The organism is Streptomyces caniscabiei, assembly GCF_014930365.1.
GTDB classification, from domain to species: Bacteria; Actinomycetota; Actinomycetes; order Streptomycetales; family Streptomycetaceae; genus Streptomyces; species Streptomyces caniscabiei.
Genome location: NZ_JABXWI010000003.1, coordinates 1 through 17381 on the forward strand (window position 1 = coordinate 1; position 17381 = coordinate 17381).

At 70.0% G+C, this 17381-nt stretch carries 11 protein-coding genes and 2 pseudogenes; 8 read left to right on the forward strand and 5 right to left on the reverse strand.

Annotated elements, in window-relative coordinates:
- A partial coding sequence (locus HW837_RS08495; protein WP_193380973.1) for an ABC transporter substrate-binding protein occupies nt 1–960 on the reverse strand: 960 nt, incomplete at its 3' end.
- A 332-nt stretch (nt 961–1292) separates the two neighbouring features.
- Between HW837_RS08495 and HW837_RS08500 the strand changes: the two genes are divergently transcribed.
- From HW837_RS08500 to HW837_RS08510, 3 genes are all read left to right on the forward strand, one after another.
- Complete coding sequence (locus HW837_RS08500; protein ID WP_177262045.1) at nt 1293–2381, forward strand: LacI family DNA-binding transcriptional regulator; 1089 nt, start codon at nt 1293–1295, stop codon at nt 2379–2381.
- A gap of 281 nt (nt 2382–2662) precedes the next feature.
- Nucleotides 2663–4720, forward strand: a complete 2058-nt coding sequence (locus tag HW837_RS08505; RefSeq protein ID WP_193380974.1) for an RICIN domain-containing protein — start codon at nt 2663–2665, stop codon at nt 4718–4720.
- A 104-nt stretch (nt 4721–4824) separates the two neighbouring features.
- Nucleotides 4825–6123: a sensor histidine kinase gene (locus tag HW837_RS08510; protein ID WP_390623548.1), complete on the forward strand. Its 1299-nt coding sequence runs from the start codon at nt 4825–4827 to the stop codon at nt 6121–6123.
- A 187-nt stretch (nt 6124–6310) separates the two neighbouring features.
- Here HW837_RS08510 and HW837_RS08515 read toward each other — a convergent pair whose 3' ends face one another.
- Nucleotides 6311–7033 (reverse strand): alpha/beta fold hydrolase, encoded by a 723-nt coding sequence (locus HW837_RS08515; RefSeq protein WP_256255153.1) that lies wholly within the window; start codon nt 7031–7033, stop codon nt 6311–6313.
- Between the two features lie 41 nt (nt 7034–7074).
- Here HW837_RS08515 and HW837_RS50305 point away from each other — a divergent pair.
- Nucleotides 7075–7164: pseudogene (locus HW837_RS50305) on the forward strand (hypothetical protein); the annotation flags it as partial.
- 219 nt (nt 7165–7383) lie between these two features.
- Here HW837_RS50305 and HW837_RS08520 read toward each other — a convergent pair.
- The 3 genes from HW837_RS08520 to HW837_RS08535 all read right to left on the reverse strand — a co-directional run bounded on the left by HW837_RS08520 (nt 7384) and on the right by HW837_RS08535 (nt 12520).
- Nucleotides 7384–9897 carry an ABC transporter permease gene (locus HW837_RS08520; RefSeq protein WP_193380975.1) on the reverse strand — a complete coding sequence of 838 codons (2514 nt, stop codon included), beginning with the start codon at nt 9895–9897 and terminating at the stop codon, nt 7384–7386.
- A 102-nt stretch (nt 9898–9999) separates the two neighbouring features.
- The gene (locus HW837_RS08525) at nt 10000–10773 is read right to left on the reverse strand and encodes an ABC transporter ATP-binding protein (protein ID WP_045559908.1); all 774 of its coding nucleotides are present in this window, start codon (nt 10771–10773) and stop codon (nt 10000–10002) included.
- 589 nt (nt 10774–11362) lie between these two features.
- Entirely contained in the window at nt 11363–12520 is a 1158-nt protein-coding gene (locus tag HW837_RS08535) for an FAD-dependent monooxygenase (RefSeq protein WP_045559636.1), read from the reverse strand.
- 72 nt (nt 12521–12592) lie between these two features.
- On the opposite strand from HW837_RS08535, the gene HW837_RS08540 reads away from it, so the two are divergent.
- The 4 genes and pseudogenes from HW837_RS08540 (at nt 12593) to HW837_RS08550 (ending at nt 17334) form a co-directional block, all read left to right on the forward strand.
- On the forward strand, nt 12593–13159 hold the full coding sequence (locus HW837_RS08540; protein WP_045559637.1) for a TetR/AcrR family transcriptional regulator: 567 nt from the start codon (nt 12593–12595) through the stop codon (nt 13157–13159).
- Nucleotides 13160–14320: 1161 nt separating this feature from the next.
- Nucleotides 14321–14419 (forward strand): annotated as a pseudogene (locus HW837_RS49945) (ABC transporter ATP-binding protein); the annotation flags it as partial.
- A 339-nt stretch (nt 14420–14758) separates the two neighbouring features.
- Nucleotides 14759–15649 carry a S1 family serine peptidase gene (locus HW837_RS08545; protein WP_193380976.1) on the forward strand — a complete coding sequence of 297 codons (891 nt, stop codon included), beginning with the start codon at nt 14759–14761 and terminating at the stop codon, nt 15647–15649.
- An 845-nt stretch (nt 15650–16494) separates the two neighbouring features.
- Nucleotides 16495–17334 carry a TIM barrel protein gene (locus HW837_RS08550; RefSeq protein WP_045559638.1) on the forward strand — a complete coding sequence of 280 codons (840 nt, stop codon included), beginning with the start codon at nt 16495–16497 and terminating at the stop codon, nt 17332–17334.
- The last annotated feature ends 47 nt before the right edge of the window (nt 17335–17381 follow it).

Here is a 17381-nt window from a genome sequence, read left to right on the forward strand (position 1 = left end):
GGTGGGGGCCTCGACGGTGTCCTGGCCGTACGCCGGGTCGATCTCCGGGAAGGCGAAGAAGTCGAGGTCGTCCAGGTCCGCCTTGTCGGTGAACTGCTGCGCCACGAAGGTGCCGAGGAGGTACATGCCCGCCTTCTTCGACACCAGCGACTGCGCCGCGTCCTGCCAGGTGCGGCCGACCGCGCCCTCCTGGTGGTAGGGCAGGATCTCGCTCCAGTGGTCGAAGACCTTGCGGACCTTGGCGTCGGTCCAGGACGCCTTGCCCGCCATCAGCTCGACGTGGAAGTCGTAGCCGTTGGTGCGGAAGTTGAGCTGGTCGAAGGTGCCGAGCGCCGGCCAGGCGTCCTTGTCGCCGAAGGCGATCGGGACCAGCCCGTCCTTCTTCATCCGCTTGCACAGCGCGACGAGTTCGTCCCAGGTGGTGGGCACCTCGTAGCCGTGCTTCCGGAAGACGCTCCTGCGGTAGAAGACCGCCCACGGATACGTGGTCAGCGGGACGAAGTAGTACTTGCCGTCCTCGCCCTTGCTGAGCTTGTGCATCGCCTCGGGGAAGTTGCCCCCGATGGTCTTCCACACGTCGTCGATCGGGGTGGCGAGGCCCTTGGCCGCGAAGAACTGCATGCGGTAGCCCGCGAACCAGTTGAACACGTCGTCAGGCGTGCCCTGCAGGTAGGTGTTGATCTGCTCCTGGAACGTGTTGTGGTCCTTGGTGTTGACGTCGACCGCGATCCCGGACTTCTTGGTGAAGGCTGCGTAGATCTCGGCGAACGCCTTCTTCGGCACCGCGTCGGACGCGTTCGAGCCGAGGGAGACGGCCTTCGCGTCACCCGGCGCCGAACTGTTCGCGCAGGCGCTCAGCAGGGGGATGGCACCACCCAGGACGGCGGCCCCGCCGATACCGCGGAGCACGGTACGACGGCCGGGGGCAGGCATGGATCGACCAGGGGAGAAACGGTGCATATCGGCTCCTGACAGGGCTGACGTCCCCAGCGTTGGCGCGCGGCCCCGGGGGATACAAGGAGAGACGGTCGGCAAAAAGCGACCAGGACTAAACACGATCGAACAGAGCCGATCGGCGACTGCGAGGAAGACTGAACGCTTCGGGGGGCGACTGTCAAGGCCCGCCGCCACGACGCCGATCGGCGGCTTCGCCCTGTAGGCCGGGGAAGGATTTCTTCCGCCCGACCTCTTGACGTGAGCCCCGGGACTGCATAGACATGACCGCGCGGTCTGACCGCGCGGTCATGCGGTTGACCTCACTCTATGCAGACACACGGCTTTCGGGAGACTTCATGGCGCCAGGTGTGGGACGGGACGCGGGTGTGCCTGCGCCACGCAGCGCGGATGTCGCTCTGCTGGCCGGCGTCTCGCGCAAGACGGTCTCCCGGGTCCTCAACGACGAGCCCTACGTCTCCGACGATGCCCGTCGTCGTGTCCGCGCGGCCGCCGAGGAACTCGGTTACCGGCTGAACCACGCGGCCAGGGCGCTCGCTTCCGGACGCACCCGCTCCATCGGAGTCGTCGCTCTGGGAACGGCCGGGTACGGCACCGCCTCCCTGCTCGTCCACATCGAGCAGGCCGTACGGGACGCGGGATACGCGCTCCGTGTGGTCAACACGCCGGACGGCGACCTGGAAGGCATCGCGGGCGCCGTGGAGTCGCTCCTCGAACAGGGCGTGGACGGTGTCGTCGTGTCCGAGCCCATCGTGGAGGGAGAGGTCTCCGTCCGTGTCGACGTGCCGGTCCTCTTCCTGGGGGCACCGCCGGCCTTCACCGCTACCCGCACGGTCACCGCGAGCGTGGGGTCGTACGCCCTGGCGCGGGCGGCCACCGAGCACCTGCTCGACCTGGGGCACGCGACCGTCCACCACCTCGCGGGACCGAGACAGTGGTACGCCACCAAGGACCGTATCGGGGGATGGCGGGCGGCGCTCGCGGCACGGGGCGCGCACGAACCGCCTCTGATCAACGGCGACTGGTCGCCCGAGTCCGGATATACGGCGGGTCGCGAGCTGGCCTCGGAGCGCTCCGTGACCGCGGTGTTCGCGGCGGGCGACGAGATGGCCGTCGGCCTCATCCACGCCCTACGGGAAGGAGGACGTCGTGTCCCGGAAGACGTCAGTGTCGTCGGGTTCGACGGCAATCCGGTCTTCGCCTACATCTCCCCGCCGCTGACCACCGTGCGTCAGCCCTTCGAGGCCGCGGCACGGGAGGGAGTCGGCCTGCTCGTCCACGCCATCGAGAAACCGGGAAGGAGACTACCGCCCGCGAGTGAGCCACCGGTCGAACTCGTCGTCCGCGGCTCGACCGCACCGCCACCGTCCCGCCGGGGCCAGGGCCTCTTCGCCCACCGCCTGACCAACTCTCCGAGCACCACCTGAAGCCCCATGAGACTCTTCTGAACACCCCCTGAGCCTCGGCCTACGCAGGACGCACGCCGCACGCACCGCGGCGGCCCGCGCACAACGGCCGTCATATCCCGCAGCCGTCCCACCCCAGGGCTACCGCGCAGCCGTCCCCGAACACGGATGCCGACCATGCCCTCAGCGCGAGGCCCGCTGTCCCCCGCCGGCCGACCCGCCCCTGAACCCCACCGCCCCCACTTGATCAGCCCGGGGCGGTGGGCCCGCAGAAAGACCTCATCCCGCCATCGGAGCCGCACATGTCCCCCGCTCGAACAGGCGCCAGACCCGGCGCCGCTCCGCGTTCCGCCCCCGCCACCCTTCTCTTCCTCCTGCTCTCGCTGGTCGTCGCCGCTGCCACACTGGTCCTGCCGGCCGCGGGCAGGGCGGACGCCCTCTCCCGCCCGGCGCAGACGCTCTACACCCCGCCGTCCGACGCGCTCTCCCCCGGCAGCTACTACCCGAGGGCGATGCGCCTGCAGCACAACGGCTCGGCCAACGGCACCCTGCTCGCCACATTCGAGCAGTACCGCGTCGACATGCCGGTCTTCCCGATCTACCGCTCCACCGACAACGGTGCGTCCTGGACCAAGATCTCCGAGGTCGCCGACACCCAGAACGGCTGGGGCATGCGCTGGCAGCCCGAGCTGTTCGAACTACCCAGGGCCATGGGTGACTTCCCGGCCGGCACCATCCTCGCCGCCGGTGACTCCGTGCCCTACGACCGGGGCGGCAGCAAGATCGACCTGTACGCCAGCACCGACCGCGGCCAGAGCTGGACCTTCGTCACCAACATCGCCACCGGCGGCAAGGCCACCGACACGAACGGCAACACGCCCGTGTGGGAGCCGTTCTTCCTGGTCTCCGGCGACAGGCTCATCGTCTACTACTCCGACCAGCGCGACCCCGACCACGGCCAGAAGATCGTCCACCAGGTCTCCACGGACATCCGCACCTGGGGCCCGGTCGTCGACGACGTGGCCATGCCCACCTACAGCCAGCGCCCCGGCATGCCGACCGTCGCGAAGATGCCCAACGGCAAATACATCATGACGTACGAGTACGGCGGCTCCGCCGCGGGCAACTTCGCCGTCCACTACAAGATCTCCGACGACCCGGAGGCCTTCGACTCCGTCACCGGCGTCCCGCTGCGCACCACCGACGGCCAGGTCCCCCAGGGCACGCCCTACATCACCTGGCTGCCCACCGGCGGCCCCAACGGAACCCTCGTCACCACCGCCCACAGCAGCGACGACCTGTTCGTCAACACCCAGAACGGCGCCGCGGACACCTGGACGCGGATGCCCTCCAACGTCGGCGGCGGCTACAGCCGCGGTCTGCTGCCCCTGGCCGACGGCCACAGCCTGATGGTGTTCAGCGCGGGCTTCGGCGGCGACAACAAGCGCAACCCGGTCACCTACAGCACGGTCGACTTCGGCGGCAGCATCTCCGACGGCGCCACCTACACCATGACCAACGCGAACAGCGCCCTGAACCTCACCATCGCGGGCGGCTCCACCACCAACGGCACCACCGCCACCCAGCAGAGCCCCACCACCTCCACCAACCAGCAGTGGCGCTTCGAGCAGCAGTCCTCCGGCTACTTCAAGATCTTCAACGTGGCCAGTGGCAAGGTCCTCGGCGTGCAGAACCAGTCGACCGCCAACGGCGCCGCCGTGCTGCAGTGGGACGACAACGGAACGCTCGACCACGAGTGGGCCGTCGCGCCCCACCCGTCCGGCGGATACAGCATCACCAACCGCATCAGCGGCAAGCTCCTCGAAATACCCAGCGCCTCCACCACCGTCGGCACCGGCGCCGTGCAATGGAGCGGCACCACCTGCGGCTGCCAGCGCTGGAACCTCGCCCAGACCGCCCTGCCGCCCCTGGGCACCGGCCAGTACGTCCTGGTGAACAAGAACAGCGGCAAGTACCTCGACATCCCGGCCGGCTCCACCACCGCCGGCACCGCCGTCGGCCAGTGGCAGAACACGTTCTGCGCCTGCCAGCTCTTCACCTTCCAATCCGCGGGCAGCGGTTCCTGGACCATCAAGAACGCCAAGAGCAACCTCAACCTCGACATCCAAGGCTCCTCCAGCGCCGCGGGCGCGGCCCTCGTCCAGAACACCGCCTCCGGCGCCGACTCACAGAAGTGGACCCTCACCGACGGGGGCGGCGGCTACTACAAACTCCGCAACGTGAACAGCACCCTCGTCGCCGGAGTCGCCCAGTCCTCCACCGCCAACGGGGCAGCCGTCGTCCAGTGGGGCACCGCCGGCCTCGACGACCAGCTCTGGAAGATCGTCCGCGTGAACTGACAGCTCCCACCGCGCCATGACCAGGTGCGGGAACCGCCGGCGAAGCGGTTCCCGCGCCTGACGTCTGTGCCGGCCGAAGCGTAGCCCCGACTCTCCTCTCTACAGTGGCCGACGTGAATCTCCTGCCTGCGACGGACGCCGTCCCCATGACGCGGACCCGTCGGCGGGGCTACCCGCGTGCGATGGGTGTCACCGTGCTGGTCCTACTGGCCGCCGCGGACGTGCTCATCGCCGTCGCCAACGGCAAGACCCCCTGGCCGGTGCTCCTGTTCCTGTCACTCGGCCTCGCGGCCGTCCTCTGGCCCTCCGCCCGGCGGCCCGCGTGGCTCACCCCCCAGTCGCGGGCCGCCGTATCAGCAGGCGCTTCCCTGGCCTTGACCGCCGTGGCCGCGACGGCCGAGCGCGTACGGACACTCGGCCCCGGTGAAGTGTCCGTGCTGCTCTGTCTGTTGTTGATCGCCGTCCGTACCTGCTCACCACGGTGGGCGCTGCTGTGCGCCGTCCTCACGAGCGGGGCAACCGTCGTGATGCCGCTGCGCTTCCACGATGTCATCGCCAAGGAAGACGCACTGCTGTTCGCGCTGCCGTTGGCGCTGCTGAGCGGCGTTTTCGCCGGCCTCGGCGGTTACCTGCGCACCCTGGACCACAAGCGCGGCGTCGCGGTCGCCGAGACCCGCCGCGCCGAACGCCTCGCCATGGCGGCCGACCTGCACGACTTCGTCGCCCACCATGTCACCGGCATCCTGGTCCAGACGCAGATGGCCCGCATGATGGCCGCCACCGAACCCGGCCGACTGGACCCGGTCCTGGCGGGAATCGAGCACGCCGCGACCCAAGCGCTCGACTCGATGCGCCTGACCGTCGGCATCCTGCGCGAGGACCCGGAGGAAACCGCACGGTTGCAGCCGGGCGAGAACCGCCCCGTGGGGGATCTGGCCGCCCTCGCGGAACTGGTCGACGGTTTCGGCGGCCCGACCGGCTCGAAGGCCGAACTGCGCCTGGACGCCTCAGTACCCCCGAATCCGCCCCACGAGGTGCAGGCTGCCGCCTACCGAGTCGTCCAGGAAGCCCTCACGAACGTACGGCGCCACGCCGCCGACGCCACCGAAGTCACCGTCACCCTCGCTCACGCCGACGACACCCTGCACGTGACGGTGCGCGACAACGGCCGCGGAAGCGCCCCGATGCCGCACGCCGCACGCGGCGGAGGCTACGGCATCGTCGGCCTCGCCGAACGGGTCACCGCGCTCGGCGGCACACTGCACACCGGCCCCCGCGAGGACCACGGCTGGGAGGTCGTGGCCCGCCTCCCCTCCGTGAGACGAGCGGACCTCGCCAGGGCCGGGCATCGCGAAGGGCACCACCGACTCCCGCAGTCCACCCACCCCCCTGCACCAGAGTGAGGTCCGACAGCCGGGGCGAGCAGGCGCTGCGTGCCGTCGGCGACCTCCTCGGCTCGCACGCCTCCCGCGATCGGGTACGGCCCGCTGATCACCGGCAGCGTCATGGCCGATCGAGCCCACCTCGGTGAACCGGGCACCATCGTCATCGAGGACCCCGGCGTCCGGGCCGTAGCGTGCTGTACCCCTCCTACCGGGTCCCTTGTCCAGCCGGCGCCCACTCCTCCCATAGACGCACTGTGCGCTCGACATGTTCCTCCTGCAGGTAATGCCCGGTGTCAGGCCAGTGTTCGACGCGGGAGCCAGGGGCATGCAGGGTGCGGCGTTCCCAGGTGGCTGCTTGCGCCGAGGTCCATACGGTGAGCGCGGCTGGGTGCGCAGACGCAGATACGCCCCCGCTGTGCGGGCGGACGCCGACCGCGCCGGAGTCGGTGTACATGCCCGCGTACGCCTGGGCGACGACGTCATCCGGGGTGCCGGGCATCGTGCGGACATGTGCCGTACGCAGTCCGGCCGGAGCGCCTGCCGGGAAGGCGCCGGCGATGAACTCGGCTGCGGCACGCGCCCCGCGTTCCCGGTACTCCGCGAGCCGGGCGGGAATCCTCTCCACTTCCGCCCCGTGCGCGCCGTGAGCCGGATCGAGGGCGATGACCGAGCGGACGAGCTCCGGATGCCGGACCGCGAGCAGGTTGACGACCTGGCCGCCCATGGAGTGGCCCACGGCGATCGCCGGCCCGGTACCCAGGTGCCGGAGCAGCGCGGCGAGGTCGTCGGCCATCTCCGTCGGCGTGTTGCCCTCGTCGGGGACGTCCGACCGGCCGTGCCCGCGCAGGTCGGGGACGATCACGCGGAACCGGTCGGCCGGCGCCTCGGCGTGCGCGGACCACTCCCGCCCGTCCCCCCAGCCGTGCACCAGGAGCAGCGGAACGCCGCGCCCTCCGGGCTGATGTTCCCGAGAGCGTCGAGCTGACGGCGGTGCCGTACTACGCCTGGGCCGACCGAGAGCCGGGCGCCATGCGGGTCTGGCTGCCGCTGACCGTCCGCGGGTGGGCGCCGGCGAGGTCGACTGCCGGTCGCCCACGGCATGGCCGGGCTGTCGTGGACGGCAAGTCGCGCGAGCCCACGTCGGCCCGCAGTCCGGCGCGCCCTACCGGAGCTGCCATGACCCGCGTCCGAACAGCGCCTGGCCGCTGCGTCCCTGCTCGCTGCACGAACGTACGGCCGTAGGCACAGTACCCACGGCCGTACGGTGTCCCGCTGGGACTACTCGGCCTTGATGGCGGTGAGCATGTTCAGCCTGGCCGCGCTGCGGGCCGGCCACATGGCGGCCAGCAGGCCGACCAGCGCCGCCAGCAACAGGAAGAGCCCGAACCGGTCCCATGGCAGCGCGAACGCGTATCCGGGGATCTCCGCCTTGGTGACCTCGCAGACCGCCCAGCCCAGGAAGGTTCCGACCGCGATGCCGACCGTCGCGCCGAAGAGGGAGATGACCACGGACTCCAGCTGGATCATCCGTGTCACGCCCCGCCGGTCGAGTCCGACGGCGCGCAGCATGCCGACCTCCCGCTGCCGCTCGAAGACCGACATCGCGAGGGTGTTCACCACCCCGAGCACCGCGATGACCAAGGAGATCGCCAGCAGTGCGTACAGCACGTTCAGCACGGTGTCGAAGGCTCCGCCGAACTCGTCGCGGATGGCCTGCCGGTCATCGATCTTGATCCCCGGGTACCGGGCGAGGGCGTCGGCGAGTGCCTTCTCGTTCGTGCTGCCATCCGCCTTGAGGTAGACCTTCGAGAGAGTCGTGGAGGCGGCGTTCGCATCGATCACGTCCGCGGAGACGACGACCGGCAGGACGACTTCGTTGGTCTCGAAGACGGCCCCGACGGTCAGCTTGCGGCTCCTGTCGGAGTCCCCGTACACCGCCGGCAGGGTGTCCCCCACCTTCCAGCCGTGGGCCCGCGCTTCGTCCTCGGCGACGGCGACCTGCCCCTTCGCGAGCGCGTCCTGCGAGCCTGAGACGACAGGCAGGCGGAGGGTCTTGTCGAAGTCCGCCGGGGTGACGGCGGAGACATCCTCCTGGATGCCGTCGAGCTGCATCCAGGACTGCTGTTCCTGCGACACCGTCGTGACGCCGGGGACCTTGCGCAGTGCGGCGGCAGCCGAGGTGTCCAGGCCCGCGCCGCTGTCCGTGACCATGTAGTCGGCCTTGACGATGTCCGTCGTCATCCTGTCCGTGGACTGGCCGACGGTGGTGGCGAGTACGGTCAGAGCGCTGACCAGTGTGAGGCCGATGGCCAGCGCGGAGGCGGTGGCGCCGGTACGGCGCGGGCTGCGTACGGCGTTCTGGCCGGCGAGCTTGCCGGAGACCCCGAAGCCGGCCCGCAGCAACGGCTGTACGACCGCGATCACGGGCCGGGACAGCAACGGGATCAGCACGAGGACACCCGTCACGGCGAGGAAGGCACCGAACCCGACGAGCGCCCTGCCCTCGGAACCGCCGGCCCCGGCACCGGCGACGACGGTCGCCGCGCCGAGCAGCGTGATGATGCCGCCGAGGAGGTTCCGTATCAGCAGGGACCTGGTGGTCGCGGGCAGGTGTGCGCTGCCGATCGCCGCGACGGGCGGGATCTTCGCGGCGCGGCGGGCCGGCAGCCAGGCGGCCACCATGGTGACCAGGACCCCGACGACGGCCGCGACCAGGACGGTCGTCGACGTGACGACCAGCGGCCCGTCCGGGTTCTTCGTGCCGAAGACCCCGACGGTGGAACGCGCCGCGGCGGCGATGGCGGCACCGAGTCCGAGCCCGGCGGCGGCGCCGACGGCGCCGACCACCATCGCTTCGATCAGGACGGACCGGGTGACCTGCCTGCGGGAGGCGCCGACCGCGCGCAGCAGAGCGAGTTCGCGGGTGCGCTGGGCGGCGAGCATGGTGAAGGTGTTGGCGATCAGGAAGACGCTGACGAAGAGCGCGACGGCGGCGAAGGCGAGCAGGATCGCGCTGAGCATCGACGCGTCACTCGCTCCTCCCTTGGCCCTTTCGTCGGCGAGTTGACGGCCCGTCCTGACGTCCGTGTCGTCCGGAAGCACCTTCCTCAGGGTGGCGGCGAGTTCGGTGCTGGACGTGCCCGGGGCGGCGGTGACGGTGGCGTACTCGTAGTAGCCGGGCTGGAGGAAGAGCCGCTGAGCGGTCGGCGTGTCGAACAGGGCGAGGCTGTCGCCCAGGGCCACCCAGGTGTCGTCGGTGGTGAAGATGCCGGAGAGTTCGTACGTCGTCGTCGGCCCCCTGAAGGCGACGCGCACCGTGTCGCCGACGTGGTAGCCGCCCTTCTCGGCGGTGTCCTTGTCGAGCGCGACCTGGCCGGGTTCGGTGGGCCCGCTGCCGTCGGTGAACACGTGGAGCGGGTCCTTTCCGTCCTTTCCGGGCGCGAAGTTGGCGCCCATGCCGGACGAGCCACCGCCGATGAGCGCGCCGTCCTTGTCGGTGACGCCGGCGATCCCGTCGACCCGTCCGGCGGCTCCGGCGACCCCGTCGAGCCGGGCGATCTCTTCCAGCGTCTTCCCGCTGAGGCCGGGGACCTTTTCGGATTGGCTGTAGGAGCGGACCTCGACGTCCATGTGGGCGTAGCTCTTGGCCGTCTGGTCTCGGTAGCCGCCGCTGAGGGTGTCGTTGAAGATCAGGGTGCCGGAGACGAACGCGACGCCGAGCATGACGGCGAGCACGGTCATCAGCAGTCTGGCCTTGTGTGCGAGGACATTGCGCAGGGCTGTGCGGAACATGGCGATGTCTGTCCTGGTGAGGTGAGGGGAGGACGGGGTCGATCAGGGGGTGCGTGTCGGTTCGTACGACTCGGTGCGGTCCCGCGGCTCGGCTTGAACGGCTCAGCTCGTACGGAACCTGGGGGTGTCGAAGGACTTCATGAGGTCGAGGACCCCGTCCGCGGTGGGCTCGTACATCTCGTCGACGATCCGCCCGTCGGCGAGGAAGACGACCCGGTCCGCGTAGGAGGCGGCAACCGGGTCATGGGTCACCATGACGACGGTCTGCCCCAACGTCCGTACGGAGTCACGCAGGAACCCAAGGACCTCGGCACCCGCACGCGAGTCCAGGTTTCCGGTCGGCTCGTCCCCGAAGACGATGTCCGGCTTGGACGCGAGCGCCCGGGCGACGGCGACACGCTGCTGCTGGCCGCCGGAGAGCTGGGCGGGGCGGTGGCTGAGCCGGCCCGAGAGGCCGACCATCTGGATGACCCTGTCCAGCCACTCCTTGTCCGGCGCCCGGCCGGCGATGTCCATCGGGAGCGTGATGTTCTCGAGCGCGGTGAGGGTCGGCAGCAGATTGAACGCCTGGAAGATGAAGCCGACCTTGTCCCGGCGGAGTCTGGTGAGCTGCCGGTCCGTCAGGGCTCCCAGTTCGATGTCCCCGACCCGGACGGAGCCGGAGGAGAAACTGTCCAGTCCTGCCACGCAGTGCATCAGCGTGGACTTGCCGGACCCGGAGGGCCCCATGATCGCGGTGAACCGGGACTGCCCGAAGTCGACACTGACCCGGTCGAGGGCGACCACCCGGGTGTCACCCTGTCCGTAGACCTTGGACAGGTCGGTGGCGCGGGCGGCGGCGGTGGGAGTGCGGGGAGTGGGTGGGGCGGTGGTCACGAGGTCGTGCTCCGATCGGGGGGCGCGGACAGCCCGGTGCGCGCGTACGGCCCGCACCGGGCTGAGGACTCCTTCATCGTCCGGTCCGCACCGTTCTCCGCGGATCAGCCGAAGTACCGACCACCTGAAGCTGATCGCGGAACGGGCCCGGTCATCCTCCGGTATGGCACTGCGTCAGCTCCGAGGATGACGTGCGGGAGAGACCACCCGAGAAAAGAGGGCTGAAAACCGCAAACCGCCAAGTGTCGGTCCCCGCGTCGTATCAGCCGTTCGGTCGATGCAGAGCCGGGCCGGAACGATTCGTCGGTCTGCGTGATCAGCGGCGTCGCCGTCTGGCGGCCGGCGCGGCAGCACATACATGGCGCCGACGAGGGCCGCTCGATCGGGTACCCGCATTCGTCCGGGGTGGCGGTGGCGACGCTCGGGCGGAGGTGGCGGCAGCGGGGCCACCCGCTGCCACAGGTCGTCAGGAAGAGGATCGGCACACGCCCCCGTACGACCTTGTCCAGTGGTCGCCGACAGTGAGCCCCGCAGCGCCGCTTGTCCCCGAAGGTATGTGGCGGTGAGCCGGTGCCGGGTGCACATCCGATCAGTTCAGGCGCGGTGGGATCCAGGCGTGGTGGCGAAGGATCATGCGCGTTGCCACGCGGGACGGTGTCAGCCGCATCGCCGTGTTCCGCAGGGCGACGGCCAGAGGGTTGGACAGCTGCTGCCCCATTTTCCCGGCCTGCCGCGCAGCGCGGGCGACGGCCTGGCTGCGCGGCCGACGCTCGGCGTCATAGCGGGCGAGCGCGGTCTCGACGGTGGACTCGGTGCTGAGCACGGCGGCCAGGGTGACAGCGTCCTCCAGCGCCTGGCAGGCGCCCTGTCCGAGGTTGGGGGTCATCGCGTGTGCCGCGTCACCGAGCAGCGCGATCCGACCGACCGTGTATGACAGGAGCGGTGCGCGGAGTTCGTTGACGTCGTGGTGCAGCACGGCGGCGGGCAGGGTCGCGTCGAGCAGCGCGGGAATCGGGTCGTGCCAGGAGTGGAAGCGTCGCCGCAGTTCGGCAAGGGGATCGGCGAACCGCGTCCCGGCAGGGAGATTGAGGACGGCGTGCCACTCGGCCCTCCCGTCCAAGAAGGCGATGTGACCGAACTCCGCGCCTGGACCCCAGGTCAGCTCGAAGTCGGTGCGCAGAGCGACCTCGCGCTCGGTGATGGCGCGCAGCACCGTCGAGCCGCTGTGGACCGGGCCGGGATGGTCCGGGAAGAGACGGCTGCGGACTTTGCTGCCCATGCCGTCGGCCGCCACCACCAGATCGGCGTCCAGAGCCGTGTCGCCGCAGCTGACTCGAACCGTCTCGGGGTCGATCTGCTCGACCGAGACCGCCTCCGAGCCCACCAGCAGTGATTCGGCGGGCAGGGAGTCGCGCAGCAGCCGGTGCAGGGTGGAGCGTGGGATGCCCGTGATCGGTGTGCCCACCGCCTTCTCCAGCGCCGAGCCGTCCATGCGGGCCAGCCAACTGCCCTGAGGCGTCCGGGTGCCGCCGCTGTACTGCCCTCGTGAGGCACCCCGTATCGCTTGGCCGACGCCGAGTTCGTCCAGTGCCCGAAGGCCGTTGGCGGCCAGCGATATGCCCGCCCCCGCGTCCTCAAGCGTGGACAGGCGCTCGACGACCGTCACGTCCCAGCCGATGTGGTGCAGGCCGATCGCGGCGGCCAGCCCACCGATGCCCCCACCGACCACCACTGCCCTGCCGCCCATGCCGACGCCCCGATCCTTCTACATCTGTAGAAGGAAAACCTATCGGAGGTTCTACAGGTGTAGAAAGGGGTCATGGCTTCGGATCGGCGCACCCTCCTCGCGGACGCGGCTCTCGACGTACTCGCCGACGAAGGGATCCGCGGCCTCACCCACCGCGCAGTCGACCGCAGAGCCGCCATGCCACCCGGCACCACCTCGGCCTACTTCCGCACCCGAACCGCGCTGCTCACCGCACTCGTCACCCGCCTGGTCCAACTCGACCAAGCGGAACTGCACACCACGGCCGAAGGGCTTTTGCCCCTGCGTACCGCCGAGGACCTGGTGAACGGTATGGCACTACTGATCCGGCAGCGGCTCACCGGCGAGGGCCGCCGCCGCTCGCTTGCCCGCTACGCCTGCGCCGTCGAGAGCGTGCGCGACCCGGAGTTGCGCGAGATCCTCGTGCCCCGCGAGAACGCCGGACACGAGGCCGTCCGACTGTTCCTAGGCGCACACGGCGTCACGGATGTCGAGAACCGTACGCACACTCTGCTGACCTGCGTCGACGGGCTGGTTTTCGACCGGCTGGTGAGCGGCGGCGAGGTACAGCGCGAAGCCCTCGAAGGCCTCGTCGCCGCCGCCCTGCGTGACGCCCCCTGAGCGGGACCGCCCTCCGCCGCCGGACCAGAAGGACGGCACCGATCGTCCCCCACAGTCCGCAACGGGTTGACGCCGCACCGCTCCTGGTACGGGGGGCAGCGTTCGGCGCCAGCGGCCCGAACCGTGGCCGCGCCCACATCGACGGTGTGCCATCGAAGACCACAGCGATCTCGATCCTCCTCTCGCCGTGTTCGCGTGCGGGGCCGTGCCCGCGGGATCCGACACGGCGGCGTTCAGCGACACGGGCGCCTTCAGCCAATCGACATGTGATGCCACGCGCAATCGCGCCCAGCTCACCCCACGGGCTTCATGCGAAAGGCAGGGCCGGGAACACTCTCGACGCCGTCCGCCTGCACGGCAGGGCCTTGTCCGCATGCGAAGCCGCGCCGCGAGAAGGTTGCGCGGACAGCCGAGAACGCGCTCGAAGTCACTGAAGCGGGACGAGCCGTACCAGACCTCGCGCAGGATGACGTCGACGGGGATGAGTACGCGCCGTCGCCCGGCTCGGCTGTGCATCGGCCGAAGGGCCGAGGCGATGGTGTGGTGCTAGTTGGTATGCGGCGCGTCTCGCCGCTGAGGACGGCAACACGCCCTAAAGTCCCGCACCCCAGGCGGTTTCCGAAAGGGCTCATCTCCGGAGCTGACGCAACTGCGCACCCGGGGCCGGCGGAACGGTCACTCGCCCCCAGGAGGTCGGGAACTCCAGCCTCCGGGGGGCAACTTGTCCGGGATGGCGCGCACAACGCCCTTCTCCCCCACCGCCGTCACGCACTGCGTGCGGTCGGCCCATACCGGCCGTTCCAGCCGTGCAGCGTACGAGTGGAGTCAGCGCAGCCGTGTACGCCAACTGTCGGCAGAAGCCGCTGGGGGCGAAACGTGGTGAACGAGCGACCTCGCCCGGACGGCGTCGATCCCGCCACAGCAGGGGCCGAACGGCTGCTGACGACAGGCGTCATCGGGACGCGTCGTCCTCGGGGCTGACGGAGCGGCATACCTGAGACGGATGAGACCAAGTGCGGGCATCAGCTTCAGGTAGTCGGCACTTCGGCTGATCCGCGGAGACCGCACCAGCCGGATGATGAGGAAGTCCCGCAAGCCATAGGCAAGTTCGAGCTCGGACGTGTGTGCCGTCCTCCCATGCCCTCGATCGGAGTAGATCTCGTGACCACCTCGCCGCCCGCTCCCGGCTCTCTTGCCGCGACCGCCCGCCCCGCCGATCTCTCCAAGGTCTACGGACAGGGCGACACCCGGGTGGTGGCGAGCCCACCGCGGACGGGGTCCGTACCGCGCACTTGTTGATGGACTCCGCTCATCCCCCGGCTGAACATGCTCACCACTGTCAGGACCGAGCAGAGCGGGTCGCCGACGACGGTCCCGCCCTGGCTCCGGCGACGACCGCCAGCTATCAGCTTTCCGCCCCACCGCGCGTGCGATGGGTCGCGGATGCGCCTTGCCCGCAGGCCGCTTCGCGGGCAGCCCCCAGGTGTCCTGCGCTCGGACCGAAGACAGCGACAGCAGAACTTCAGCTGGTTCGCAGTGAGTTGGATGGCGAGCGCGGGTCCACCGGGGTGGGTGATCTATTCGAAGACTGGAGATTCCATGCAACACAGCAACACCGTCGTCCACGGAACGGCGGCTCGGCGGAACGCCTCCGTCGCAGTCGCGGCCGGCACGGTACTCGGGCTCGTCGCCATGTCCGTCGGCACGGCCCATGCCGCGACCCCGACGGACCGCGGGCGCCCGGTCGTGCAGATCATCGGCGGAGACGAGAAGCCCGACGGCTCGCACCCGTTCACGGCGGCGCTGCTGATCAAGGGCAAGGGCAAGCCCCTCGACCGGCACTTCTGCGGCGGCAGCCTGCTCGATCCGGACGTCGTGATGACGGCCGCGCACTGCGTCGACGACGTGAAGCCCAAGCAGATAGAGACCGTCGTGGGCCGGACCGTGCTGTCGAACAGGAAGCAGGGCCATCTGCGCAACATCCGCTCGATCACCATCCACCCCCGCTACGACGGGGACTACGACGTCGCGTTCCTGGAACTGGACAAACCCGTCTACGGCATCGCCCCGGTCAACCTGCCGACCCAGGGCACGGACGCGCTCATCCGGCCGGGTGCCAAGGCCACGGTCGCCGGCTGGGGCAACACCGACACCGAGGTGCCGAACCATCCGGACCGGCTGCGCGCGGTGGACGTCCCGATCGTGTCGCACATCGAGTGCAAGGCGTCGTACTCGAACTACGACAAGAAGGTCCATGTGTGCGCGGGAGTGGAGGGGAAGGATTCCTGCCAGGGTGACAGCGGCGGGCCGCTCTTCCGCACGCTGAAGGGCCGCAAGGGCGTGTACCAGATAGGCGTCGTCTCGTACGGCGACGGCTGCGCGGCGCAGGGCGCTCCGGGCGTGTACACCTACACCGGCTCCGCCAAGCTGTGGGACACCCTGTGGAAGTCCGCCGAGGGCAAGCGGGTGAAGCGCCTGCTCAGCCGCTGATCCGGTGCCCGCGCGGAACGGCTGTTCCGCGCGGGTCCTGCGGCGCTCGCCCAACGCACCCGACTCCTGCCTGCAGCAGGTGCCCCTCCAGGCCGGGCGACCCTGTCCGCACCGCACGTTTTCTCAGTACTACGACGGTGCTTGTCCTGAGTGCTGGGCAGTTATCACGGGCTGTGTCGATGGCGATGCCTCGGTGGCCTCGCTGCGTGGCGAGGGCGCCGAGCCGGCGGGCGAGTGCGCGGTTGATCCAGCCGGTGGCGGAGACGGCGACGCGCGCGCCATGGGGTGGAACTCCCCGCCCGTCCGGTGGCGCCAGTGCACCACCGAGGCGCGGAAAGACCACATCGCCACCGACACGGCGAAGCCCGATGCGGGGAAACCCTGGCCGTGCGGGAACGGCCGGGTCGCTTCCCGGGCCGGGCGGCCTGCGGGTTGCTCGGGGGGCAGCGCGTCCCTGTCCTCGCCGTACAGGCGTTTGCGAGTGTGAGTTCCCCCCTCATCCGACGTGGGTTCTGCCCGTCGACAGCTCACGCGAGGACAGCACAGCAAGCCCCACAGGGCACATCCAGGGCACACATACCCGGAAAACGCTGCGAAGTGACGAGATCAGGTGAGGGGCGTTTCTGCAGGTCAGCACGGATCAGTGCGCATTCCCGCAGGTCAGAGCCGCGTCGCAGCACTCCACTCTCAATCGCACGGGCACAACCTAACGCCCGGCGCCGTTTTCCACCGAGCCCTCTTGACAAGCTCCGACCCCGGCGGCAGTCTTCCATTAAGCAGAAACCAAATTCCACTATACGGAAATAATATCCGGAGAGTGCACGGAAGGGAGCGTCCGAGGCCCCATGGGATTCGCGGAGCAGCGCTACACCGTCAACCTGTCGATCCTCTTCACGGAACTCCCGCTCCTGGAGCGCCCCGCGGCCGCCGCCGCGGCCGGCTTCACCGCGGTCGAGCTGTGGTGGCCCTGGGTCGACTCCCCCACTCCCCCTCGGTCCGAACTCGACGCCCTGCGGGCCTCGTTGGAGGACGCGGGAGTACGGCTGACCGGGCTGAACTTCTACTCGGGGGTGCTGCCGGGACCGGACCGGGGCGCGCTGTCGATCCCCGGTGAGGAGTCGGAGCGCTTCCGCGCCAACGTCGACGTGGTCGCCGAGTTCGCCGAGTCCGTCGGCTGCACGGCCCTCAACGCCCTGTACGGCAACCGCGTCGCCGGCGTGGACCCGGCCGAGCAGGACGCCCTGGCCCTGCACAACCTGGTCCTGGCCGCGCGGGCCGCCGACCGCATCGGCGCGGTCCTGCTGATCGAGGCCCTGAACAAGGTGGAGTCACCGGCCTACCCCCTGGTGTCGGCCCCGGCCGCCGTCGGCGTCGTCGACAAGGTCAACGAGGCCTCGGGCCTCGGCAACGCGCGCTTCCTGATGGACCTGTACCACCTGTCCATGAACGGCGAGGACCTGTCGCGGGTGGTCGCCGACCACACCGGCGGCACCGGGCACGTACAGATCGCCGACGACCCCGGCCGCGGGGCGCCCGGCACCGGGACCCTCCCGCTGGAGGACCTCCTCGACCAGTTGGGCAAGGCCGGCTACGAGGGCCTGGTCGGGCTGGAGTACAAGCCGGGCGACCGGCCGAGCGCCGAGGCCTTCGACTGGCTCCCCCGTCCGGCCCGCGCGGCCCGCTGAGGCCGCCGAGGCCCACCCCACCGCCGTAGCAGAGCAGTCAGAGAGGC

Excerpts from the sequence above, each read along its gene's own strand:
- HW837_RS08500 (WP_177262045.1), top strand. The coding sequence starts at position 1,293 with ATGGCGCCAGGTGTGGGACGGGACGCGGGTGTGCCTGCGCCACGCAGC.
- HW837_RS08505 (WP_193380974.1), top strand. The coding sequence starts at position 2,663 with ATGTCCCCCGCTCGAACAGGCGCCAGACCCGGCGCCGCTCCGCGTTCC.
- HW837_RS08520 (WP_193380975.1), bottom strand. The coding sequence starts at position 9,897 with ATGTTCCGCACAGCCCTGCGCAATGTCCTCGCACACAAGGCCAGACTG.
- HW837_RS08535 (WP_045559636.1), bottom strand. The coding sequence starts at position 12,520 with ATGGGCGGCAGGGCAGTGGTGGTCGGTGGGGGCATCGGTGGGCTGGCC.
- HW837_RS08540 (WP_045559637.1), top strand. The coding sequence starts at position 12,593 with ATGGCTTCGGATCGGCGCACCCTCCTCGCGGACGCGGCTCTCGACGTA.
- HW837_RS08545 (WP_193380976.1), top strand. The coding sequence starts at position 14,759 with ATGCAACACAGCAACACCGTCGTCCACGGAACGGCGGCTCGGCGGAAC.
- HW837_RS08550 (WP_045559638.1), top strand. The coding sequence starts at position 16,495 with ATGGGATTCGCGGAGCAGCGCTACACCGTCAACCTGTCGATCCTCTTC.